General features: G+C 63.3%; 16 protein-coding genes. 4 read left to right on the top strand and 12 right to left on the bottom strand.

Annotation, left to right across the window (positions count from 1 at the left end):
* Window positions 1-297: 297 nt before the first annotated feature.
* The 6 genes from ACVOMB_RS18110 to ACVOMB_RS18085 form a co-directional block, all read right to left on the bottom strand.
* Window positions 298-1,374 (bottom strand): alpha/beta fold hydrolase, encoded by a 1,077-nt coding sequence (locus ACVOMB_RS18110; RefSeq protein ID WP_481532452.1) that lies wholly within the window; start codon window positions 1,372-1,374, stop codon window positions 298-300.
* A gap of 409 nt (window positions 1,375-1,783) precedes the next feature.
* Window positions 1,784-4,636, bottom strand: a complete 2,853-nt coding sequence (locus tag ACVOMB_RS18105) for a TonB-dependent receptor plug domain-containing protein (RefSeq protein WP_481532451.1) — start codon at window positions 4,634-4,636, stop codon at window positions 1,784-1,786.
* 238 nt (window positions 4,637-4,874) lie between these two features.
* Entirely contained in the window at window positions 4,875-6,182 is a 1,308-nt protein-coding gene (locus ACVOMB_RS18100) for an ABC transporter permease (RefSeq protein WP_481532450.1), read from the bottom strand.
* 10 nt (window positions 6,183-6,192) lie between these two features.
* Window positions 6,193-7,353 carry an ABC transporter permease gene (locus tag ACVOMB_RS18095; RefSeq protein WP_481532449.1) on the bottom strand — a complete coding sequence of 387 codons (1,161 nt, stop codon included), beginning with the start codon at window positions 7,351-7,353 and terminating at the stop codon, window positions 6,193-6,195.
* Between the two features lie 11 nt (window positions 7,354-7,364).
* Complete coding sequence (locus ACVOMB_RS18090) at window positions 7,365-8,051, bottom strand: ABC transporter ATP-binding protein (protein WP_481532448.1); 687 nt, start codon at window positions 8,049-8,051, stop codon at window positions 7,365-7,367.
* A gap of 442 nt (window positions 8,052-8,493) precedes the next feature.
* Window positions 8,494-9,744, bottom strand: coding sequence for an efflux RND transporter periplasmic adaptor subunit (locus tag ACVOMB_RS18085; protein ID WP_481532447.1), 1,251 nt, complete (start codon window positions 9,742-9,744; stop codon window positions 8,494-8,496).
* Between the two features lie 210 nt (window positions 9,745-9,954).
* Here ACVOMB_RS18085 and ACVOMB_RS18080 point away from each other — a divergent pair, with 210 nt between their 5' ends.
* The 4 genes from ACVOMB_RS18080 to ACVOMB_RS18065 are packed head-to-tail and all read left to right on the top strand — an operon-like array spanning window position 9,955 to window position 13,497.
* On the top strand, window positions 9,955-10,878 hold the full coding sequence (locus tag ACVOMB_RS18080) for an ABC transporter ATP-binding protein (RefSeq protein ID WP_481532446.1): 924 nt from the start codon (window positions 9,955-9,957) through the stop codon (window positions 10,876-10,878).
* Entirely contained in the window at window positions 10,878-11,657 is a 780-nt protein-coding gene (locus tag ACVOMB_RS18075; protein ID WP_481532445.1) for an ABC transporter permease, read from the top strand. The genes ACVOMB_RS18080 and ACVOMB_RS18075 overlap by 1 nt, the downstream gene beginning before the upstream one ends.
* Window positions 11,658-11,692: 35 nt before the next feature.
* Entirely contained in the window at window positions 11,693-12,898 is a 1,206-nt protein-coding gene (locus ACVOMB_RS18070; protein ID WP_481532444.1) for a sensor histidine kinase, read from the top strand.
* Window positions 12,895-13,497, top strand: a complete 603-nt coding sequence (locus ACVOMB_RS18065) for a response regulator transcription factor (RefSeq protein ID WP_481532443.1) — start codon at window positions 12,895-12,897, stop codon at window positions 13,495-13,497. Before ACVOMB_RS18070 ends, ACVOMB_RS18065 begins: the two co-directional genes overlap by 4 nt.
* 158 nt (window positions 13,498-13,655) lie before the next feature.
* On the opposite strand, the gene ACVOMB_RS18060 is transcribed toward ACVOMB_RS18065, so the two are convergent.
* The 6 genes from ACVOMB_RS18060 to ACVOMB_RS18035 form a co-directional block, all read right to left on the bottom strand.
* Window positions 13,656-14,186, bottom strand: coding sequence for a cytochrome b (locus tag ACVOMB_RS18060; RefSeq protein ID WP_481532442.1), 531 nt, complete (start codon window positions 14,184-14,186; stop codon window positions 13,656-13,658).
* Window positions 14,183-15,292 (bottom strand): catalase family peroxidase, encoded by a 1,110-nt coding sequence (locus ACVOMB_RS18055; protein ID WP_481532441.1) that lies wholly within the window; start codon window positions 15,290-15,292, stop codon window positions 14,183-14,185. Before ACVOMB_RS18055 ends, ACVOMB_RS18060 begins: the two co-directional genes overlap by 4 nt.
* Before the next feature lie 308 nt (window positions 15,293-15,600).
* Complete coding sequence (locus tag ACVOMB_RS18050) at window positions 15,601-15,765, bottom strand: hypothetical protein (protein ID WP_481532440.1); 165 nt, start codon at window positions 15,763-15,765, stop codon at window positions 15,601-15,603.
* Window positions 15,766-15,834: 69 nt separating this feature from the next.
* Complete coding sequence (locus ACVOMB_RS18045; RefSeq protein ID WP_481532439.1) at window positions 15,835-18,954, bottom strand: efflux RND transporter permease subunit; 3,120 nt, start codon at window positions 18,952-18,954, stop codon at window positions 15,835-15,837.
* Window positions 18,955-18,960: 6 nt separating this feature from the next.
* Complete coding sequence (locus tag ACVOMB_RS18040) at window positions 18,961-22,185, bottom strand: efflux RND transporter permease subunit (RefSeq protein ID WP_481532438.1); 3,225 nt, start codon at window positions 22,183-22,185, stop codon at window positions 18,961-18,963.
* Between the two features lie 47 nt (window positions 22,186-22,232).
* Complete coding sequence (locus tag ACVOMB_RS18035; RefSeq protein WP_481532437.1) at window positions 22,233-23,483, bottom strand: efflux RND transporter periplasmic adaptor subunit; 1,251 nt, start codon at window positions 23,481-23,483, stop codon at window positions 22,233-22,235.
* Window positions 23,484-23,726: the final 243 nt, after the last annotated feature.

Genomic DNA, 23,726 nt, shown 5'->3' with positions numbered 1-23,726 from the left:
TTCTCCCTCTAGCGGGTGAAGGGCTAAGGCAACAGCAAAAGCCAACAGCAACAGCCAACAGCAAACAACCAACAGCAACTGCCAACTGCAAAAGCCAACAGCAACAGCCAACAGCAACAGCCAACGCCAACGCCAACGCCAACGCCAACGCCAACGCCAAAGCCAAAGCCAAAGCCAAAGCCAAAGCCAAAGCGATGGCCGGTGCAGACGCTATGTGGAAAACCCCTGCCGAACATGGTTCGGCACTACGATTTCGCGGGGCTTTGTTGGTGAACCGTCACGAAAACCGTCGGAAACTCAAAGACTGGCGGTTACCGTCGATGCGCAGTGGCCATTATCATCGGCCTGTTCCAACCAGGTATTCACTGCGCCCGATAGACGATCCAATCGCATCGGTAAGCTCAGATGGTCTTCCGCAGGGACTTCCAGATAGCGCGCGTGTGGCGCCGCAGCAGCCAATGCGCGCCCCTGTGCTACCGGAATGTGTTCGTCGTCGCGGCCGTGTATCAACAGCACGCAGGCTGGAACTTGCGCCAAGGCCTGACCGACATCCACCTTGTCCAGATTGATGCCGAGCTTGCGATCGGTGGTGGCGATGGCTTCATCCAAGCCGCGGCCACCGTATTGCCAGCGCGCCAGCGGCAAGGCGACATAGTCGCTCCAACGTTCCGGTGGCTTGGCCAGCATGTGCGGCACCATCGTGCGTATCGCTTCGCCGGCATTGTCGAACGATTCCATCGCCACCACGCTGCGCAGCTGCGGGCCCAGTTCGCGGGCGGCAAAGATGGCGGTAGCGGCGCCATAGGAGACACCGAGCAGATGCACCGGGCCGCTGATCTGGCCTTCGCGCTTCAGAGCTTTCAATGCGGCGACCACGTCTTCGCCTTCGCGGGTGCCATAGCCGGAAAGTGCATGGCCAGAACGACCGTGATTGCGCAGATCCAGCGCGATGGTGCGGTAGCCCTGTTGAGCCAGCTCCAGTGACCATGGCATCAACGAGCCACCATCCATCATCCAGCCATGCAGCAGGATCACCGTGCCGCGTGGCTGAGTGCGGTTCTCGATGCTTGGCGCCGATGCCTCCAGCGAAAATTCCGGAAAGCGTTGGCCCTTGCCCAGATAGCGGTAATCCAGCTGGTAGTCGCCCGGCTCGAATGACACCCAGTGCAGGGCGACGCCATCGCTGCCGGCAACGCTTCCCTGCTGATGTGGCAGGCGGGCGAGCAGGGCGTCGATGCGTTCGGTGGGGACCAGCGGTGATGTGCCACCAGGCGCAGCCAGTCGCTCGCTGAGCGACAGCGGGGGGACGGGAGAGGAGAGGGCAAAGCCGGCCAGCATCACGCAGACGCCAGCCAGCGCCAGCGAACGAAGCATGGCGAGAACCGGTTTGGGGAGCCTGCCACGGTAGTCACAATGCGGTGCTGCATCTACCGCGCGGCGATGACAGACAGATGACCGTTGTGTGGTGTTTGGGTTGCGGGGTGTTCCGCTACTGATCAGGCGCCCGCTCAACAGCGGGCGGTATGACAAACCAGCGGCCTTGTTTGTGGGAGCGGCGTAAGCCGCGAAGCAGATGATGTATCCGCGGATACACAGTCGAGCAAATGCAGCTTCTTCTGTGACCGGAGCGACGCTGGCAGCCGCTGATTGCGGCACGGTTACAGCGAAACTGGAGAAGCTGCCCTCACCCCAACCCCTCTCCCGCGCGCGGGAGAGGGGCTTCAAGCACAGTGCTGAGGATTGTCGAGAGTGTCATCAACATCCGGCGCTGTTGTTACCTGGATCAGAAGCGCTGCTGGTACTTCATGTACATGAAACGACCGATGTCGAAGCCACCGTAGTAGGTGAAGCTGCTGTTCGGCTGGCTGTACATGATTGGGCCTTCATGCTTGAACACGTTGTTCAAGCCCAGTGACACGGTGCCGTTCCACGGCATGGCATAACGCACCTGCAGGTCGTGGAAGGTGTTGGAGCCCAGCTTGCGGCTCGGCTGCATGTCGGTGTACGGCGACTGGAAGTCCGGGATGTTGCACTCCGGGCCACCGTCCAGATCGTAGGAGCACTTCTCCTTCATGCTGGAGTAGTAACGGGTGGTCCAGCTCGCGCCGAAGTTGCCGTTCTGCCAATCCAGCGTCAGGTTGGAGCGCACGCGGAAGTTGCCTTCCCAGCCAGTGAACTGTTCGACCGGGGTGGTGGCTACGTTGTCACTCTTGCGCGAGAGGTAATCCACATACGTGGTGTTCCAGCGCAGCGACAGTTGGCCGTATGCCATTTCCGGCAGGCGGTAGCGAACGCCGAGATCATAACCAGCGGTTTCCTGGTAACCGGCGTTGTTCAACGAACGGTTCATGCCGCTGACCTGGCCCTTGTTGGTGCCGGAGCTGTAGCGGGTGAAGCGGTCGCAGGCAGAGGCAATGCCCTGCACATAGCACTGGTTGAGGATGTCAGTAGCCGACTCGCCAACAATGACGTTGTCGATGCGGATCTTCCACCAGTCCAGGCTCAGGTCCAGGCCGGTGACGAAGTCCGGGCTGTAGACCAGGCCGACGGTCCAGGTCTTGGCGGTTTCCGGGTTCAGCGCGGCGTTGGAGCCCGAGGTGAAGTCGGTGACGGCCTGTACGCCGGAGGTGGTGGCCAGTTCGCCGTCGCCGGTCTTCTGGCGGAAACCTGCGCCCATGCCAGCAGCGGTGCAGCGTGCTGCCACTTCGGCATTGCGTGCGGCTGCACCGAAGGAGCGATCGCAGGGATCGGTGACGCGGTCACGGGTGGTGACGGTGCCGCCGTACAGATCGTCAACGGTAGGTGCACGGAAACCGGTGCCGTAGGTAGCGCGGACCAGCAAGGTGTCGATCGGCTTCCACTTCAGGCCGAACTTGCCATTGGTGGTGCCACCGAAGTTGTTGTAGTCCGAGTAACGGCCGGCCAGGTCCAACGACAGCTCACGCACGAACGGCAGATCAGCCAGCAGCGGCACCTGCACTTCCAGGTAAACCTCGTCCAGCTTGTAGTCGCCACGCGTCGGTGCGCCGCTGGTGCCGGCGATCTGGCCGTTCTGCACCATCAGGTCCGGCGTGTAGCTCGCTTCTTCGCTGCGATGTTCAACGCCCATCGCGGCCATGATGTCACCGGCCGGCAGGCTCGCCAGCGAACCGGAGATGTTGGCGCTGACCACCTTGGTGGTGCTGCGGATCTCGTCGCTGAAGCGGGTGAAGATATAGTCGCGCACCGCCTTGTCGCTGAGCGAGCCGGGGGTGTTGCTGCCCGACGGTGCCAGCGGGTTCCACGGCACGCAGCCTTCGATCACGTTGCCGACGCTGCCGCAACGGGCCACGCCGCCGGCATCGATGAAGGACGGGCCGACGGCCAGGTTGACGTTCGGCTGGTACATGCTCTGAAGGGTGCGACGCTCGCCTTCATTGTGGTTGAACATGTAGCTCACGTTCCAGTCCCAGAACCGCGAACCGGTCTCGAAGCTACCCTCCAGGCCGACGCTGGCGCGCTTGGTGGTCAGCGCGTTGTTGGTTACGCGCGGGTATTCCTCGGTGCGACGCGAGAACAGCACGTCCTTGCCCCAATGGTTGAACGCGCTATCGGCCGAGAGTGCGGCACGCGCACCGCTGGCGGCCTGTGCGGCCGACACCGAGTACGGGTAACCGGCAAGTTGCTTGACCGACTCACGCTCGCTGTACAGAACGTCGGCTACAACGCGCAGATCGTCGGTGATCTGGAAACCACCATTGGCGAAGGCCGACTTCCGCTCCAGCGAGGAGAGCAGGGTCATGTTGGTCTTGGTGTTGGCGTAGGTCGCCGGGTCGCGTGGCTTGAAGTTGGCCACATTGGACGGATCGCCGCCGGGGCCGACGCTGAGCGTCTTGCCGTCGACGGTGACCGAGCCCCATTCGGTGGTGCCATTGAGGCCATCACCGGGGTGGTAGGGGCCGTTGGGGTAGGCGGTGAACTCACGCGCGCCGCCCAGTACCGGGTCTTCCTCGGACTTTTCGGCGCCGATGCTGAACCAGCCGCGGTCGAAGGTCTTGCCGAAGTTGGCGCTGTAGGAGCGCTTCTGGCCGTCGCCTTCGCCGTACTGGCCGACATAGGCACTGGCGTTGCCGCCGTCGAAGTTCTTGCGGGTGATGACGTTGACCACACCTGCGATCGCGTCCGAGCCGTACAGTGCCGAGGCACCATCGGTCAGTACTTCGACGCGCTCGACGATGGCCGAGGGAATCGAACCGACGTCGGAGAAGCCGCCGGCGCTGACGCCCATGCGGCGGCCGTCGATCAGCACCAGGGTGCGTTCCGGGCCAAGGTTGCGCAGGCTGACGTACATGCCGCCGTAGTCGCGGCCAGAGGACAGCGCCGAGGCGCGGCTCAGCGATGGTGCGCCGGCAGCGGTGACGTCCTGCAGGATGTCGGCTACGTTGACGTAGCCCTTCTTCTCGATTTCCGCACGGCTCAAGGCGATGACCGGCTGTGCGGTTTCAACGCTGGCTTGGCGGATACGCGAACCGGTGATCTCGACACGGTCCAGCGTGGTGGTGGTTTCGTTTGCGTCCTGTGCGAACGCGGTGAGGCTGCAGCTGCCGAGCAACGCGAGGGTGATCGCGGAGCACAGCGGGGTCGACTTCAAATACATCGCTTTCGGTTTTCCTTTATACCAACTACAAAAAAAGCGCCCTTGTGGGGCGCCGTCACAGATGCATCACCGTTGGGGGAGGGACACAGCATCTGCCATCACAGCTCCGCTGGCCGCCGGGACTTGGGCGGGCGCGAATGATGACCGAAACCGATGGCTGCGTGAAGGTAGACTTTCCGCCAACCCACCTGCACGGAGGCAGGTGGGTTGCTGAGCTGGCCAGCTGCGCCGTGTTGAATCAGGTCTCGCGCAAGGCAGTGGTGATCGGCAAACGTGCCGCACGCAATGCCGGGAACAGGCCGCCGACCAGGCCGATCCCAAGTGCCCACTTCAAGCCGCTCCACAGCAACGGTGGTGATACCTTGAACTGGAACACCACCTGGCTGAAGTTGTTACCCAAGGTGGAAACGGTGAAGTTGTTGAATGCCAACCACGCAACGACACCGCCGAGCAGGCCTCCAAGTAGCGCGAGCAACATGGTTTCCAGCATCACCGCGGTGACTACCGGCACACCGCGGAAGCCGATTGCACGCAGCGTTGCGATCTCCCGCGCACGTGTGGCGACGGCGGCATACATGGTGTTGAGTGCGCCGAACACTGCACCAACGGCCATGATCGCGCCGATCACCGTGCCCAGTATCTTGAGCAGCTTGTTCAAACCGCCGCCCTGCTTGCTGTAATACTCGGCAGTGGTCTCCACGTCCAGCTTGAGGCGTGGATCGCTGCCGACGGCTGCCTTGAAGGCCTCAAAGCCTTGCTTGCCCTCGGTGCGCACGTTGATTGATTGCCAGGCGCTGCGGTTGTAGGTGGTTGCCAACGTCTGCGCATCGGTCCACAACTCCGAATCATGCGCATCGCCGGATTCAAAGATGCCCACCACCGTCCATGCTTGATTGCCCAACATCAGCTCCTTGCCGACCTCCAGACCCTGGAACTGCTTCTGCGCGCCACGGCCGGCGACTATCTCGCGTAGACCTGCACCGAACTTGCGGCCTTCGACCAGGCGCACCTTGTCATGTACGGCCCAGGCCTGCTCGCCGACACCACGGAACTGCGCGTTGACATCGGTGCCGTCGCCGCGCGAGGTGAGGTTGACCACCTGCGAGACTTCGGCAGACACCAATGGCCGTCCATCCTCGCCACGCTTCACACCCGGCAGGGTTTCCAGCAAGGGCACCTGATCGCGGGTGATCACCGAGTTGGTCTCTGCCTGCGAGCCACCACGCAAGACAATTGCGGTGCTGTCGTCACCGGTGCTTTCCAAGGTGGCCTGGAAGCCCTGACCCATCGCCAGCATCGCCACCAGCACGCCGACCACGCCGGCAATACCAATCACGATCACCGATGAGGAACCCCAGCGCTGCGGCAGGCTGGCAAGACCAATCCGGGTTGCGGCCAATGCCAAGCGTCCGGTGCGGGTGAGCACCAGCCACAATGCGATCGCCACGGCGAGAACAGCCACACCTATCCACGGCAGCGCGATCCACATACCAAGACCTACTATCAAAAGCAAGACTACCAGCGCATTCGAAAGAAAATTCTTCATGTCGTTGTCCTCAGCGCCCGGCCAATGCGTCGACGATCTTCAGGCGCTTGGCCCGCAGTGCCGGCAGCACGCCCACTACCAGCCCGATCACCACGATCAGGACAGCTCCTACGATCCAGGTCTGTACCGGCACATGCGGCGGCAGCATGCCCATGGTCTGCGGTGCCAGTACTGGCAGCACCACTGCAGCCAACCCAAGCCCGATGGCGCCACCCAGGCCGACCAGTACGATCGACTCCACCATCACCAGCATCAGCATGGTGCCGTCCTTGAAGCCCAGCGTTTTCAGCGTGGCAAGTTCCGGCACGCGCTCACGCACGGCCTGCGCCATGGTGTTGCCGGTAAGCAGCAGCAGGGTGAAGAACACTGCTCCCATGATCGAAGTGACGATCATGCCGATGTCGGCGAACTGCTTGATGAAGGCCTGCTGGAAAGCCGACTCGGTCTGGCTCTTGGTTTCGTGATCGGAGTTGGCCGAGATCGCGTCGATGGCCTGGGCTACGCGCGAGGCATGGTCGGGGTTGTCGAGGCGCACGGTGTACCAGCTGACCTGGTTCTTGATGTAGTCGTTGGATTCGTCGAAATACTTCCAGTTCATCATCAACTGGCGCTCTTCGTTGGCAGCGGTGGCGGTGTTCTTGGACTTGAACGTGCCGACCAGCTGCAATGGCCAATCGTTGCTGCCACCGCGCGGGAAGATGGTTGCCTGCAACGGAATGGTGTCACCTATCTTCCAACCGAACTGCTTGGCCAGCGATTCACCGACGATGGCACCGGTACGCGTGTTGCGGAAGGCGTCCACCTGTTCTTTGGAAATTTCGAACTCGGTCATCAGGTCGAAGTAGTTAGGCGCGACCGAGAAATTTGGGAAGAAGTTTTTCTGGTCCTGATAGATGCCGCCAAACCACATGGCGTAGGTGACATCGTCGACGCCTTCAATCTGGCGGATCTGCGATTCCAGACGGATCGGTAGTGATTGGGTGATGGATAGACGCGATGCCACAACCAGACGGTTGGCGCCTGCCACGGTACTACCACCACTAGCGAAGGCAACGCGCACCGAATCGAGCATGCCGAACAACAGGAAGGCCGTGATGATGGAGAGCAGGGTGAACAAAGTACGTGTGCGGCTGCGGAACAGCTGCGCCCAGATCAATGAGAAGTACTTCATGGCCGTGCTCCTCAGTGCACCGGGGCGTCGACCAGCTCGCCCTTGTCCAGATGCACGGTGTGGGTGGCGTACTCGGCAGCCTTGGGATCATGGGTAACCATGATGATGGTCTTGCCGTGTTCGCGATTTAGCAGCTGCAACAGGCCGAGGACTTCCTCAGCACTTTGGCGGTCGAGGTCGCCGGTGGGTTCGTCGCAGATCAGGAAGGTGGGGTCGGAGACGATGGCGCGGGCGATGGCAACGCGCTGTTGTTGGCCGCCGGACAGTTCATTGGGGCGATGGTCGCGGCGATCGGCGAGGCCGACCAGGGTCAGTGCGATCTGCGCGCGACGCTTGCGGTCGGCGGCGTTGAGGTTGGTCAGCAGCAGCGGCAGTTCGACGTTCTTCTGCGCGCTGAGCATGGGCATCAGGTTGTAGAACTGGAATACGAAGCCGACGTGGTGGCTGCGCCAGGTGGAGAGTTGGCCGGCGCTGAGCTGGTCGATGCGCTGGTCCTCGATGTTTATCTCGCCGCCGCTGGGGATATCCAGGCCACCGATCAGGTTGAGCAGGGTAGTTTTGCCAGAGCCTGATGGACCCATGAGGGCGACGAAGTCGCCGCTATCGATATCGAGGTTGATGCCGTGCAGTACCTGCACTTTTTCCGGGCCACGCTGGTAGGTCTTGGTGATGTTGCGCAGGGAGACGAGGGTGCTCATGGATGATCCTCAGCAGTGACGCGGTGGTGTGTGGTGTTGGAATTTCGATGTCGGACGTTGGAATGCTTTGCTTCTGGTTCCCTCCCTTTGCCGAAGGCAAGGGGAGGGCTAGGGAGGGGTGCTTCAGCTTCGGCTTCAGCTTTGGCTGTAGTTCTTGCTCTTGCTCCTGCTGGAGCTCTGGCTCTGGCTCTGGCTACGGCTTTCCCCTCTCCCGCCAGCGGGAGAGGGGTAGGGGTGAGGGCAGCTTTTGCTTTGCTTTAGGCCTCTGCAGTAGCTCTGCTTTACGTGGCTTTCCAGGCCAAAGCCAAAGCACCCCTCCCCAACCCTCCCCTGCGCTTTGCGCAAGGGAGGGGGTAGAAGCAACAGCAACAGCAACAGCAACAGCGCTACTTCAGCGCATCAGGTGATTCGCGCCAGCGCAGCAAAGATCACAAGCCCGCGCTTACTTCTTCGCGTCTTCCAACATCACCTTGTCGCCATCCTTCAATTCAGCTGCAGGGCTGAGCACCACTGTCTGTCCTGCACTCAATCCCGACAGCACCTGCTTGTCCTTGGCCAAGACCTGACCTATTTCCAGCGCCTGTTGTTTCACCTTGTCGTCGGCCTGCACTACGAAGGCGACCGGCTTACCGTCGCGCTCGACAATCGCGGCAACCGGTACGCGCACACCCTTGGGTGCTTCAGTGCCAGCAGCAGCGGCTTTTTCCAGGAAGCTCACGCGTACGCCCATCTCCGGCACGATGCGCGGATCCTTGGCTTCCAGTGCCACGCGAACCTTCACCGTGGCCTTGCCGCGGTCAGCGGTGGGAATGATCGCGATCACGTGGCCTGGAATCTTCCAGTCCGGATAGGCATTCAGCACGATTTCCACCGGCATCTTCGGCTGTACGCGGCCGATGAAGGCTTCGCCTACCTCCACTTCCACTTCCAGTGATTCCATATCGACGATGGTGCCGATGCCGGTACGGGTGAAGCCGCCACCGGCTGACAGCGGCGAGACGATTTCGCCCGGCTGTGCGGCCTTGGCCGTGACCACGCCGGAGAACGGTGCGCGTACCACGTTGTTATCCACGCCCAGGTCGGCGATGGCCAGCGCATCCAGTGCGACCTTGGCGTTGTGGCGTGAGGTGGCCAGCTGCGCGCGCAGGCTGTCGCGGGCGGCCACGGCCTGGTCGTACTGCGAACGCGAGACCAACTGCTGGCCTACCAGCGCCTGCAGGCGTCCCGCTTCGGCTTCGGCCTGGCGCAGCTGCGCCTGCAGGCCTTCGCTCTGGCTGCGGGCGGCGTCGAGCTGGGCGGCATTGAGGCTGCGTTGGGCATTGGCATCGATCGGGTCCAGCGTGGCCATTATCTGGCCTTCTTCGACACGCATGCCTTCCTCGATCATCACCTCGCGCACCTTGCCGGTGATCTTGGCCGATACCGTCGCCATGCGCCGGGCCACCACGTAACCGCTGGCGTCCAGCACCGAGCTGTTGCCGTCACCGGCCTGGTTCATCGCCACTACCGGCGCGGTCTGCACGGCCAATGGCTTTTTGCCGCCGAGCAGGGCACCAACGCCCAGTACCAGCAGCAGGGCCAGTATCAGCCCGATCACGATCCACAACCAGCGCCGCGACGGTGCAGGGCCACGCGGTGGCGGCGCGGAGCGGTCGATGCGGAGTTCCTTCAGCAGTTCAGCAGATGCATTCATGGGTAGCAGGACGGCGTGGGTGGGGGAATGTGACCGCAACTTACCGCAATCCACCGCGGACGGCAGCGATGGGCCGGGACGGACGAATCATAGGTGCCACCGCCCGGGGGCGCAGGTGACGGCTGTCATGTGCTTTACCTGATCGCGCTCACTGGGGACGTCGGCATCGGCAACCTAAGGTGGCGCCATTCCCAGAAGAAGGTGACGGCAATGACAACACCACACGGTGAGGTACTGGCAAGCCTGCAAGGCGTGCACAAACACTATGGTGGACTGCGGGCACTGGATGGCGTCGATCTGGAACTGCGGGCCGGGCAGGTGCTGGCGCTGCTTGGCCCCAATGGCGCGGGCAAAACCACCGCCATCAGCCTGCTGCTCGGCCTGCTGCGCGCCGATGCCGGCCGGGTGCGGCTGTTCGGACAGGACCCGCAACAGTTGGCCGCGCGACGTGGCATCGGAGTAATGCTGCAGAGCGCCGCGCTGCCAGAAACCTTGAATGTGGCCGAACTTGTCCAGCTGTCGGCCAGCTATTACCCGGTCCCTCGAAGTCTCGATGAAACCGCTGCATTGGCCGGCATAGAGGACCTGCTGAAGCGTCGCTACGGCAAGTTGTCTGGCGGTCAGCAGCGGCGGGTACAGTTCGCCCTGGCGGTGTGTGGGCGGCCACGCCTGCTGTTCCTGGACGAACCCACTGTTGGCCTGGACCTGCCGGCGCGGCAGCAGTTGTGGGCGACGGTGCGGGCATTGGTCGCTGAAGGGACTGCAGTGGTGCTGACTACCCACTATCTGGAGGAGGCCGAGCGTCTGGCTGATCGTGTCTGTGTGCTGCTGCGTGGCCGCATCGTCAGCGATAGCAGCGTCGATGCGCTGCGCGCGCGGGTCGTCCGTCGCAGCATCCGTTGCGTCAGCACGCTGGATGCGACGGTGGTGGCTGCGTGGCCGGGGGTAGTGCAGATCAGCCGGGACGGTGATTACCTGCAGCTGCGCAGCGACCGGGTAGAAAGCGTGGTGCGGCAACTGCTGCAGGCAGACCCTGCGCTGTCCGGGCTGGAGGTGCAGCCGGCTGGCCTGGGCGAAGCCTTCACCGATCTGACCGCTGCCGATGCTGCGCAGACACAACGCGAGGCTGCCTGATGAACATCCAATACGAATACCTGCTGCCTGCGATGTCGTCCCGCCAAGTGCTCGGCGCCTACCTGCAGGAGATCCGCGCCGAGTGCCTGCGCTACCTGCGCTATCCCGGCTTCGTGTTGCCGACCTTGCTGTTCCCTGCCGTCTTCTATTTGTTGTTCGCGGTGCTGCTTGGCCACACGCAAGCCGCCGATGTCGCCCGTTTCCTGCTCGGCAGCTATGTCACCTTCGGGGTAATGGCGCCGGGTCTGTTCGGCTTTGGCATCGCGCTGGCACTGGAGCGCGACAACGGCCTGCTCACCCTCAAGCGCGCCATGCCAATGCCGCCACTGGCCTATCTGCTCGGCAAGATGGTGATGGCGATGCTGACGGCGCTGGTCATCGTGGTGATCCTGCAACTGTTGGCTACCACCGTGGCCGGTGTGCAGCTCACTGCCTCGCAGATGCTGCGACTGACCGCGGTGGCAAGCTTCGGCACCTTGCCGTTCTGCGCGCTGGGTTTGCTGCTGGGCACCTTGGCGAAAGGCAATGGCGCCGCTGCAGTGATCAACCTGGTCTACCTGCCGATGGCGGTGCTGTCGGGGCTGTGGTTCCCGCTGAAGGTGCTGCCGCCGTTGCTGCGCGACCTGGCGGTGATCTGGCCCAGTCATCATCTGAACATGCTGGCGCAAGGCGCGTTGGACTTCGAGGTGGGCAGTGCCTGGAAACATCTGCTGTGGCTGCTCACATTCACCGTGGTGGTCACGGCCGCGGCTGGCTGGCGCCTGCGCCGGCATGGCTGATGGCATCATTGCCACATTGCACAGGATGAACGCCGATGGGATTGCAGCGCCCGGAATGGTTGAAGCCGGCACCGGATTCGGTGGTGGCCGACAACATCAAACTCGGCAAATGGCCGTGGGTGGATGCCGTGCATCTGCTGTGGACGGTATGGGTGTTCATCACGCCGATGTTCGGTGCGGGTTACACCCTGCGCTGGGCGCTGACTACATTGTGGTCGTTCCCGCTGTTCATCCTGTTCTACATGTTGACGCTGACAAGCGCGCGCCGGCATGCGCCGATCTTCGCGTTGGCGATGATCGTGTTGTCGATGGCCTTGCTACCGATCTATCCCTCTGGCATGAACTACTTCGTGTTCGGCTGCGTGATGCTGCGGACCAACCGTTGCATCAGTACGCGCCAATACATGTTCGAACTGGCGCTGTTGAACCTGGCGTTCCTGTCGCTGGCCTGGTGGATTGGCTACCCGTGGCAGGTGATTGCATGGATTCCGGCGCTGGCGGTGATCATCGGGCTGATCGTCAATGTCGAGCGTTCGAGCAGCGAAAAGGACGCCGCGCTTCGGCTTTCGCACGAAGAAGTGCGGCGTTTGGCAGCGACAGCAGAGCGCGAGCGCATCGGTCGCGATCTGCATGATCTGCTCGGGCATACGCTGTCATTGATCACGTTGAAGATGGAATTGTCGCGCAAGCTGTTCGAGCGTGACCCGCAGCGTTCGCAACGCGAGTTGGCCGAGGCCGAGCAGATCGCGCGTGATGCACTGGCGCAGGTGCGCAGCGCGGTTACCGGCTTTCGTGCAGCCGATCTCGCCGCTGAGTTGGCTTCCGCCCATCTATTGCTGGAGTCCTCACGCGTGCACCTGCGCTATTCGCCGCCGCCGGCAATGCCTGCGTGGATCGAAGCTGGCTTGTCGATGGTGTTGCGCGAAGCCGCCACCAATATCGCCCGCCATGCACAGGCCAATGAAGCCCTGATCACCATCAGCGTAACGCCGGATGAGGTGTTGATGGAGGTGGTGGACGATGGTCGCGGTGGCGTATCGGCCAATGGCAATGGATTGGCCGGCATGCGTGAGCGGGTGTTGGCATTGGGCGGTGAACTGCAGATCGAGTCACCGAAGGGGCAGGGCACGCGGTTGAAGATTCGCATTCCGGTGCAGGCACAACGCATGCAATCGACCTCAGTGATGAATTCGGCGCAAGTAGACGCAGGAAGCTCGCCGGCACAGGAGGCACGCGCATGATCCGTATCCTGCTGGCCGAAGACCAGGCCATGGTGCGTGGTGCGCTGTCGGCACTGCTCAATCTGGAATCGGATATCGAAGTAGTCGGTACAGCCGCTGACGGCGAGATCGCCTGGCGCGAACTGCAACGGCTGAAGCCGGACGTGCTGGTCACCGATATCGAAATGCCACTGCTGACCGGGCTGGAGCTGGCCCAGCGCGTGCAGCGCCAGCAGTTGCCGATCAAAGTGGTAATTGTCACCACCTTTGCCCGCAGTGGTTTCCTACGGCGCGCATTGGAGGCTGGTGTGCAGGGCTATCTGCTCAAAGATGCCCCTGCCGAAAAGCTGGCCGATGCGTTGCGGCAGGTGCATCGTGGTGGTCGCGCGATTGATCCACAACTGGCGGTGGAAGCTTGGTCCGAGGCTGACCCGCTCAATGACCGCGAGCGGCAGGTATTGCGTTTGGCTGGTGATGGGCGCTCGGCCAACGAGATTGCCGAGCAGTTGGGGCTGTCGCATGGCACCGTGCGCAACTATCTGTCCGAGTGCATTGGCAAGCTGGGGGTGGCCAATCGCATCGAGGCGTATCGCGTGGCGCGGCAGAAGGGGTGGTTGTAGCTCCCTCCCTTGCGTCGAAGGCAGAGGGGAGGGGTAGAGCTTTTCAGCTCTTCGCAGATTGCCAGCTTCGCGGCTCACGCCGCTCCTACAAGACAAGCGTGCATCGCTGGTGAAGCTTCTGCCGAGCATGGCTCGGCACTACCGGTGCTCCTGCGTTGCTACTTCCCGCGCGCCATCGCCTGGAACACGCCGTCACGGCGCACCCAGGCATGGAACAAGGCCGCGCCAACATGCATCAGCACCGTGGTGAACAGCAGGTAGGCCAGCAGGCTGTGGGCGTTGCGCAGCAGCGCGTACAGCGATGGCGTATGTGGCGCGATGGCCGGCAGCTGCACGCCGCCCCACAGCACGATGGGATAGCCGCCTGCCGACAGCATGGCCCAGCCGATCAGCGGCATCGCCAGCATCAATGCATACAGCAGCCAATGCGAGGCGGTGGCGGCCCATGCCTGCCATGCCGGCAGATCAGCGGGCAGCGGCGGTGGCCGGTGACGCAGACGGTTGTACAGGCGCAACAAGATCAGTACGAAGATCAGGATGCCGAGCGGACGGTGCAGGTTGATCAGGCCCGGCCGCAGATGCACCGAGGCAACCATGGTCACGCCGATGAACAGCATCGCCAGGATCAGCAGCGCCATGCTCCAGTGCAGCACGCGCGCCAGCAGGTTGAAGTGTGCGTTGCTGCTCATGGCTGCACCTGTGCGTTGTCGCGTGCAGCTTCGCCGGTTGCACGCTCGCGCTCGCGGCGATTGAAGGATTGTGAGTACACAGCCGAGCGAGCGGCGAGGATGGGGTCATCGCTGCCTTCGATGCCCTCGGGCAGGATCAACGGGTCGAAGTTGAGGTCATTGCAGCTGCCTTGTTCCTGCGCCTGCATCTGATCGATGTTGAGTACACCGGCAACCACCTGTTCGCGTTCGGCCGGCCAGGGCACGGATGGATCGTTGATCGCGTCCTGTGAGCTGGCCAGTGTCACCACCATGTTCCAACGCACAGGGCCCTGTGTGAGCCGCTGCTGTAGATCCTGGCTGAGGAAATCCACACCGGCATGTTCGCGAGTGGCGGCATCCAGTTCGCGCGGCGTGGCCTGTGGCTGCCAGCGCCAACGCACCGCACGGCGTTGCCCCTGCGCATTGGTGAACCAGAAGCTGTTGACGCTGTTGAACTCGGTGCTGGCCCAGCTGTCGGTCCACGGCGCGGTCTTGGCCCATTGGGTGAAGGCACGGGCGCTGGGATATTTGTCCTGGATCGCCGCCAGTTTGGCCGGGTCCGGCTTGCCGGTGGCCGGGTCGGGAATCTGCGCGCGGGTCTGCTCGTAGAAGGCTTCCGGTGTGGCCACGGCGAGGAACGGGAAGCTGTTCATTGCCATGCGCCATTGCTGGCCGTCATCACTGCTCAGCTGCAGGGCGATGCTGCGCACGCGGGCGTTGTTGTCGGCGCCATGTGGATTGCCACCGCCTATCGACAGGCGGCCGAGTACCGGTACGCGGGTTTGTTCGAATATGCGGGCGTGTGACAGCTGTGGTGCTTGTGCGCTGGGTTCGAACCAACCACTTACGCATACGCCCTTGCTGTGGGCGCGACGAAAGCCGGGGTGGTTTGCGCCGGTGGCTTCGATGGCGTCGGTGAAGTTCTGGGCGGTGAGCCGATCACGGCCTATCCAACCGGCGAGCCAGGCAAAGCCGAGTGCGACTGCGCCCAGTATCAAGGCGATCAACGCGATCCAAGGCAGGGGAGAGTGCGGCTGGCTGCCGCGCGCTTGCCCGCCATGGCGGGTGAATTTGAATAGGGGCATTGCGATACCAGTCTTGACCGACGGGAGCGTGGTGCCGCTATACGGTGGCAGAAGTGGTTGCGAAGGGCCAGCTTTGCGCTTTGCTCCCTGCTTTGTGCTTTGCTCTCGCCCTTGCACGCAGTGCAAGGGCTTTCAGCTCCCTCCCTTGCACGCAGTGCAGGGGCTTTCAGCCCCCTCCCTTGCACGCAGTGCAGGGGAGGGTTGGGGAGGGGTGAGCTCTTGCTGTGTTGCTGGTGGCTCTGCTTTTGCCTTGTTTCGCGCAAATCGCAGAGCGCAAGAAAAGCCAAAGCCAAAGCCAAAGCTCCCCCTCATCCCAACCCTTCTCCCGCAGGCGGGAGAAGGGCTAAAGCAACAACCAAAGCCAGAGCAACAGCCAAAGCCAAAGCAACAGCCAAAGCCAAAGCAACAGCCAAAGCAACAGCCAAAGCAACAGCCAAAGCAACAGCCAAAGCCAAAGCCAAAGCCAAAGCCAAATCAACGGCAACGGCCAGAGCACCCCGCCTCAACCCTCCCCTGCGCTGCGCGCAAGGGAGGGGGCGGGGTCACGCGCGGGCCAGCTTGCGCAGGCGCTTGCGTTCCTTGCTGCGCGCACGCCAGTTGCGCCAATGCTGCTGCAGGCAGGAGAAAATCACGTACAGGGCAGGTGTGCTGAGCAGGGTCAGGCTCTGCGAGATCAGCAGGCCGCCGATCATGGCGATGCCCAACGGTCGCCGCAGTTCCGAGCCTTCGCCCAGACCAATCGCCAGCGGCAGCGCGGCGAGGATCGCGACCATCGTGGTCATCATGATCGGGCGGAAACGCACGATGCTGGCTTCGCGTACCGCTTCGGCCGGTGACTTGCCATGCACGCGCTGTGCGACCAGGGCGAAGTCGATCATCATGATCGCGTTCTTCTTGACGATGCCGATCAACAACACCAAGGCAATCATCGAGATGATCGATAGATCGGTGTTGGTGATCCACAAGGCCAGCAGTGCGCCCATGCCCGCGGCCGGCAACGTGGACAGAATCGTCACCGGATGCACCAGGTTCTCGTAGAGCATGCCGAGCACGATGTAGACCGTGGCGATGGCGGCGATGATCAGCATCAGCATCGCGACCGGGTCCATTGCCTGACGGAAGCCGCCGGGCGCGGCCTGACGGATATCACCGGGCATGCGCAGACCATCGATTACCGATTTGACGATGGCATCGCCTTCGCCGCTGCTTACACCAGGAGCAAGGTTGTAGCTCAGGTCCATCACCGTGTACTGGTTCTGGTGGGTTACCTGTGATGGCGCCAAACCGGGCTCCTGATGGGCCAGTGCAGTCAGCGGGATCATCTGCCCGCTCTTGGAAGGCACGTACAGGTCTTCGATCGCCGCCGGGCTGCCGGTCTGGCTGGGCAGTGCGTTGACCACCACACCGTATTGGTTGAGGTCGGCGTAGATGGTGGAGATCTGACGTTGGCCGAAGGCGCCGTACAACGCACCGTCGATGGCACCAATGGTCACGCCAAGCCGCGAGGCCTTCTCGCGGTCGATGACGATCTTCTGCATCAGCCCGCCCTTGTCCACGTCCGAGCCGACATCACGCAACTGCGGATGTTGCTTCAACGCGGCCACCAGCTTGGGCAGCCATTCGGCCAGCTGCTCAGCATCGTTGCCCTGCAATGTCACTCGGTTCTGCGCGCCCTGTGAGCCGCCCCCGCCGCCATCGGAGGGAAGGTCCTGGATCGCGCGCAGGCGTACGTCCAGATCCGGGAACTGCGCGGCTTTGGCGCTGAGCCGGCTGACCACCACATTGGTGGGCTCCTTGCGTCCCTCTTTCACCGTGCGTAGTTCGATGTTGAACTGCGCGCTGCTGCCCTGGCGGCTGGAGCCCAGCCGTGAGCCGACCATCTTCACCGCTGGGTCGGCCAGGAAGGTATCGCTGAGCCGGCGTTGCCGCTCGCTCATTTCCTGGAATGAGACGGTGGCGCTGGAACTGGCGCGGCCCCAGATCAGGCCGGTGTCCTGCTCGGGGAACTGGCCCTTGCTGACTGCGCCGGCCAGATAGAACGTCGCCGCGATCAGCAGCAACGGTGTCAGCGACAGCAGCAAGGCATGCCGCAGCGAGAAATCCAGCGCGACGGTATAGACCTTGATCATGCCCTCATGCACGCGGTCCAGCATGCGATTGGTGCGGGTATCGCGTGCGCCTTCGGCGTGGGGGTGCAGGAAGCGCGCACACAATGCCGGGGTCAGGGTCAGCGAGACCACCGCCGAGACCAGAATCGCCGCAACCAGAGTGAGGGTGAACTCACGGAAGAACGCACCGATCATGCCCTGGGCGAAAACGATAGGCAGAAACACCGCGATCAAGGACGCGGTGATCGAGACAATGGTGAAACCAATCTCGCGTGCGCCGGCCATCGCCGCTTCCCGCCGCGGCATGCCCTCATCGAGATGGCGCATGACGTTCTCGATCACCACGATGGCATCGTCGACGACAAAGCCAATAGCGATTACCAGCGCCAGCAAGGTGAGGTTGTTGAGGGTGAAACCCAGCGTATACATCACCAGCACGGCACCGGCCAAGGACAAGGGCACGGTCACCGCGGCTATCAGCGTTGGTGCCAGCCGGCGCAGGAACAGCGCCATGGTCAGGATCACCATCAGCAGGCTGATCATCAAGGTGATCTGTACTTCAGCCAGCGAGGCGCGGATGGTCGGCGTGCGGTCGAAGTAGGGGGTCAGCGTGGTGCCGGCATCCAGATAGCCGGTGAGCGATGGAATGGACGCTTTTACCCGGTCGACGGTAGCGACCAGGTTGTCGCCGCTGCGCAGGTATACATACATCAGCACGCCGCGCTTGCCGTTGAACCAGGCCGCTTGATACGCGTCCTGCTGACCGTCGTAGACCGTGGCCACGTCCTTCAGCCGCACCACTGCGCCGTCGTGGGTGGAGATGGCGACGTTGGCGAAATCCGCGGCCTTGCGGACCTGGTCGTTGAGGATGATCGCGGTCTGGCTGGTGCCATCGCTGAGGAAACCCAGCGGCGAGGCGACGTTGGCTGCGCGCATCGCATTGCGCAGGTCGTCCGGGCTCAAACCAAGTGCCGTCATCGCACGTAGGTTGAGGTCCACCCGCACCGCTGGCGTAGAGGCACCGGCGATATCCACCTGCGATACGCCGGGCAGCTGGCGCAGGCGCTGGGCCAACAGCGAATCGGCGGTGTTGTACAGCTCGGCCACCGACTGCGTTTCCGAGGTCAGCGCCAAGGCGATCACCGGATCGTCGTTGGGGTTGGCCTTCTGGTAGGTGGGCGTATTGATGCCGGCCGGCAAGTCGGCCATGGCCGCGTTGATCGCGGCCTGCACATCCTGCGCGGCGGAATCGATGTTGCGGCTGGTGTTGAACATCAAGAACACCATGCTGCGGCCGTCGCTGCTGCTGGAACGCATGGTATCGATGCCCGGCACCTGTCCCAGATGCCGTTCCAGCGGTGCGGTTACCGTGGCCGCCATGGTGTTGGCGTCGGCGCCGGTATTGGAGGCCTGTACGAAGATCACCGGGATAGCCAGATTGGGCAGCGCAGCAACGCCCAGGCGCAGATAGCAGACCAGACCGGCGAAGAACAGGCCGATCGCCAACAAGGTGATGCCGATCGGGCGCGAGATGAAAGGCGCGGAGATGTTCATCCGCGCTTACCGTGCCGTCTGCAGGCGTGCAGCGGCGCGTTGCTCACGGCGCTTGGCCGCCCACTCGGACAGACGCTCGAAGTACAGATAGATCACCGGCGTGGTGTACAGCGTGACCAGCTGCGACAGCAGCAGGCCGCCGACGATGGCCACACCCAGCGGACGCCGTAGCTCCGAGCCAATGCCGGTGCCCAAGGCCAACGGCAAGGCGCCAAGCATGGCCGCTGCAGTGGTCATCATGATCGGGCGGAAACGCAGCAGGCAGGCGCGGCGGATCGCGTCGTAGGCATTGGCGCCGGAACGCTGCGCGTCCAGTGCGAAGTCGATCATCATGATCGCGTTCTTCTTGACGATACCGATCAGCAGCACGATGCCGACGATGCCGTCCACCGACAGACTCATGCCGCACAGGTACAAGGCCAGCAGTGCACCGACGCCGGCCGGTGGCAGGGTCGAGATGATGGTCAGCGGATGGATCCAGCTTTCGTACAGCACGCCGAGCACGATGTAGATCACCGCGATGGCGGCCAGCAACAACAGGATCACGTCGGTCTGGCTGCTGGAGAACTCGGCGGCGGTGCCGACGAACTGCGCCTGCATCTGCTGCGGAAGTTCCAACTCGGCCACGGCTTTGTTGATTGCATCCACGCCTTCGGACAGCGAGTAACCCGGTGCCAGATTGAACGAGATCGTCGCCGACGGCAGCTGCTGTTGGTGGCTGACGATCAGCGGTGCGCTGCCTGGTGTGGCAGTGGCAATCGCCGATAGCGGGATGCTGCCGCCTGCGCCAAGCGCGATGCCGGTATTGGCACTGCCGATGCCAGTCGCGGTGGATGAATTACTCGATGTCACCTGGCCGAGCGTGGTGGCGTTGCTGCCGCTGAGCGTGCCGCTGCCATTGCTGCCGATCGCCAGCTGGTTCATCAGCGCGTCGCTGGTGCGGAACTCCGGCGCCACTTCCAGCACCACGCGGTACTGGTTGAGCTGGGTGAAGATGGTCGAGATCTGGCGCTGTCCGTAGGCGTCGTACAGTGTGTCGTCGATGGTCTGCATCGGCACGCCGTAACGGCTGGCCTTGTCGCGGTCCACTTCCACATGCAGCGCGCGGCCGTGGTTGGCCAGGTTGTCGTCAACGTCGGCCAGCTCCGGCAGGCGCCGCAATGCGTCGGTCACGCGCTCGGTATGCTTGGCCAGCTCGGTGCTGTCCATGTCCGACAGCGAGAACTGGTAGGCGGTGGCGGCCACGCGCGTATCCAGGGTCACGTCCTGCACCGGCTTCAGGTATAGCGCGATGCCCGGGATGTGCGCAGCGGCGGCCTGCAGGCGCGGCAGGATCACATCCAGCCCATCACGATCACCACGGTCCTTGAGCACGATGCTCAGCTGACCCTGGTTGAGGGTGGGATTCATGCTGCCAGCGCCGATGTAAGCAGCTACACCGGTAACGGCTTCATCGCTCTGCAGCGCGGCGGCGACCGCCTGGGTACGCTGCTGCATCTGATCGAAAGCGACGTTCTGGTCGGCGATGACCACGCCGGTGATCATGCCGGTGTCCTGGTCGGGCAGCAGGCCCTTGGGGATCACCATGTACAGCACCACGGTCAGCGCGACCGAGGCCAAGGCGATGCTCAGGGTGATGCGCTGGTGATGAAGTACCCAGTCCAGGGTGCGCTCGTAGACACCGACCAGACGCGACCAGGCGGTGACCTTGCCATGTGCGGCGGCACGCTCGTGCGCGTCGTCGCCTTCCGGCAACGCGTCGGGCTTGAGCAGGTAGGCGCACATCATCGGCGTCAGCGTCAGCGAGATCACCATCGAGATCGCGACGGCAATCGACAACACCCAGGCGAATTCGTGGAACAGGCGGCCGGTAACGCCGGGCATCAGGATCAACGGCAGGAATACCGCGATCAGGGACACCGTCAACGACAGCACCGTGAAGCCGATTTCCTTGGAGCCGATCTCCGCCGCTTCCTGGCCGTCCTTGCCCTTCTCGATATAGCGCACGATGTTTTCGATCATCACGATCGCATCGTCGACCACGAAGCCGGTGGCCACGGTCAGCGCCATCAGTGACAGGTTGTCCAGCGACATGCCGGCGAAGGCCATCACCCCGAACGTGCCCAGCAGGGATAGCGGCACCGCCACCGACGGGATCACCGTCGCCCACAGGCGGCGCAGGAACACGAAGATCACTGCCACCACCAGGCAGATGGTGAGGATCAGGGTGAACTGCACATCATGCACCGAGGCGCGGATGGTGACGGTACGGTCGGAGAACACATCGAGCTTGACGTCGGCCGGCAACATGGCCTGCAGGTCGGGCAGGATCTTGCGGATGTTCTCCACCGTCTTGACGATGTTGGCACCCGGCTGGCGACGCACTTCCAGCAGCACCGCCGGCTTGCCATCGGCCCAGGCGGCGAGCTGGTCGTTCTCCACCCCGTCCACCACCTTGGCCACGTCACGCAGACGTACCGGCGCACCGTTCTGGTAACGGATGATGATGTCGTTGTAGTCGGCCGCGTCGCTGAGCTGGTCGTTGGTGGACAGCGTATAGCTCTGGGTCTTGCCGTTGAGCGAACCCTTGGGTGCATTGACGTTGGCCTGGGTCAGCGCGCTGCGCAGGTCTTCCAGGGTCATGCCCATGTTGGCCAGCTGCGCCGGGTTGACCTGGATGCGCACCGCCGGCCGCACATTGCCGGCAATGGAGACCAGGCCGACACCATCGGTCTGCGACAGGCGCTGGGCCAGGATCGAGTCGGCCAGATCATTGACCTCACGCAGCGGGCGCGTGTCCGAGGCCAGCTTCAGGGTCAGGATCGGCGCATCGGCCGGATTCACCCGGTTGTACACCGGTTGGTAGGGCAGCGAGCTGGGCAGGGTGGCCTGGCGGATGGCCGCCTGCACGTCCTGCGCGGCGGTATCCAAGTCGCGTTCCATCGAGAACTGCAGCACGATGCTGGACAGGCCCGCCGACGAGTCGGAGGTCATCATGTCCAGCCCGGAAATCTGCCCCAGCTGCCGCTCCAGCGGCGTGGTCACCAGCGAGGCCATGGTCTGCGCGCTGGCCCCCGGGTACTGGGTGGTCACCACCAGGCTGGGCGCTTCGATCTCGGGCAGGGCCGCAACCGGCAGGCGCTGGTAACCGAGGATGCCCAGCAGCATCAGCCCGATCATCAACAGGGAGGTGGCGATCGGGCGCCGGATGAAAATAGTCGAAAAGCCCACGGTCGGTTCCTGGTGCGGGGGAGGGGAGGCGGGTGCCGGCCTGCGCGTCAGCGCGGCGGGCCACCCCGTCCACCACGGCTGCCACTGCCCTTCTGGCTGGCGGCCTTGAGTTGCGCTTCCGTCGGCGCCGGCGGTGCCTGGCCCGGTGCCAGTGCGTTGACCTTGCTGCCTTCCTTCAAACGAAACTGGCCTTCGGTCACCACCTTGTCACCGGCCTGCAGGCCGGTGGTGATCACCACGTGGCTGTCATCGACCTGGCCGCCCTGCACCACATCGCGCAGGGTGACGGTGTTGTCGGGTTTGATCAGATAGACGAAATCGCTGTTGCTGCTGCGCTGCACCGCTTCAGCCGGCACCACGATCGCGCCCGGCAGCACGTTGAGCTTCATCTGCACATTGACGAACTGGCCCGGCCACAGCGCATCGTTGGCGTTGGGGAACTGTGCGCGCAGGCGGAAAGTACCGCTGCTGCTGCTGATCTGGTTATCCACCACCTGCAGCACGCCGTCAGCATTGACCACGTTGCCGCCTTCGCGGTCCATGGTCGAGGTCTGCAGCGGGCCTGCGGCCTGTGCGCTGCGCACCGCGTCGAGCTGCTGCTCGGGCAGGTTGAACAGCACGTAGGCTGGCTGCAGCTGGGTCACGGTGACGATCTGGCTGGCCGTGCTCACCACATTGCCCGGGTCGACTGCGCGGATGCCGGCGATGCCGTTGATCGGCGAGGTGATGCGGGTGTAGTCCAGCTGCACCTTGGCCTGCGCGGCCGAGGCCTGCGAGGCGGCCACGGCGGCCTGGTACTGGGTGACCTGGTTGCGCAGCGTGGTCAGGTCGGTCTGCGCCACGAACTGGCGGTACTCCGGCGAGTTGGAGCGCGCGTAGTTGGACTGTGCGGTAGCCAGCAGGGCCTCGTTCTGGCGCTTGCTGGCGACGGCCTGGTCGTACTGGGCCTGGAGGGTGCGCGGGTCGATCTGCGCCAACAGGTCGCCCTTCTTGACGGCCTGGCCTTCGCGGAAATTGACGCTGAGCAGCTGGCCGCCGACCTGCGGGCTGACGGTGACCGTATTGAACGCGGTCACCGTGCCTTGCGCGGTCAGGTAGACCGGCACGTCTTTCTTCTCCGCGCTGACGGCGGTGACCGGCACTGGATCCTTGTCGCTGTTGCCACCCCGGCCAGCTTGGCCGCTACCGTCTGCCGCCGCGCCGGCCTTCTGCTTGCCGCCCCCCATCACCCGATAGCCGATACCGGCCACCAGCAGCACTGCAATGACCAGCAGTACGATCTTCCAGAAACGCGACATGCGAAAACTCCTGAGCAACCGATAGGGGGAGAACGAACAAGGCGCAGAGGATACCGCTGCGCCTGTAGTCATGGAGGCATGACCGATGGGCCACGCATACAGACCCGTGCAGGTGATGAACGTTCCATCGCCGTATCGGTTGACCTGATGTTGTAGTGCCGAGCCATGCTCGGCTGGGCTTCCCCGTAATCCATCAGCACGTCCCATCAGGTTGTAGGAGCGGGGGGGGGGGCGCCGGCGGCG

It is taken from the genome of Stenotrophomonas sp. STEN018 (assembly GCF_056760235.1).
The sequence above is the reverse complement of the archived record's forward strand: the minus strand, read 5'-3'. Positions and strand labels throughout refer to the sequence as shown.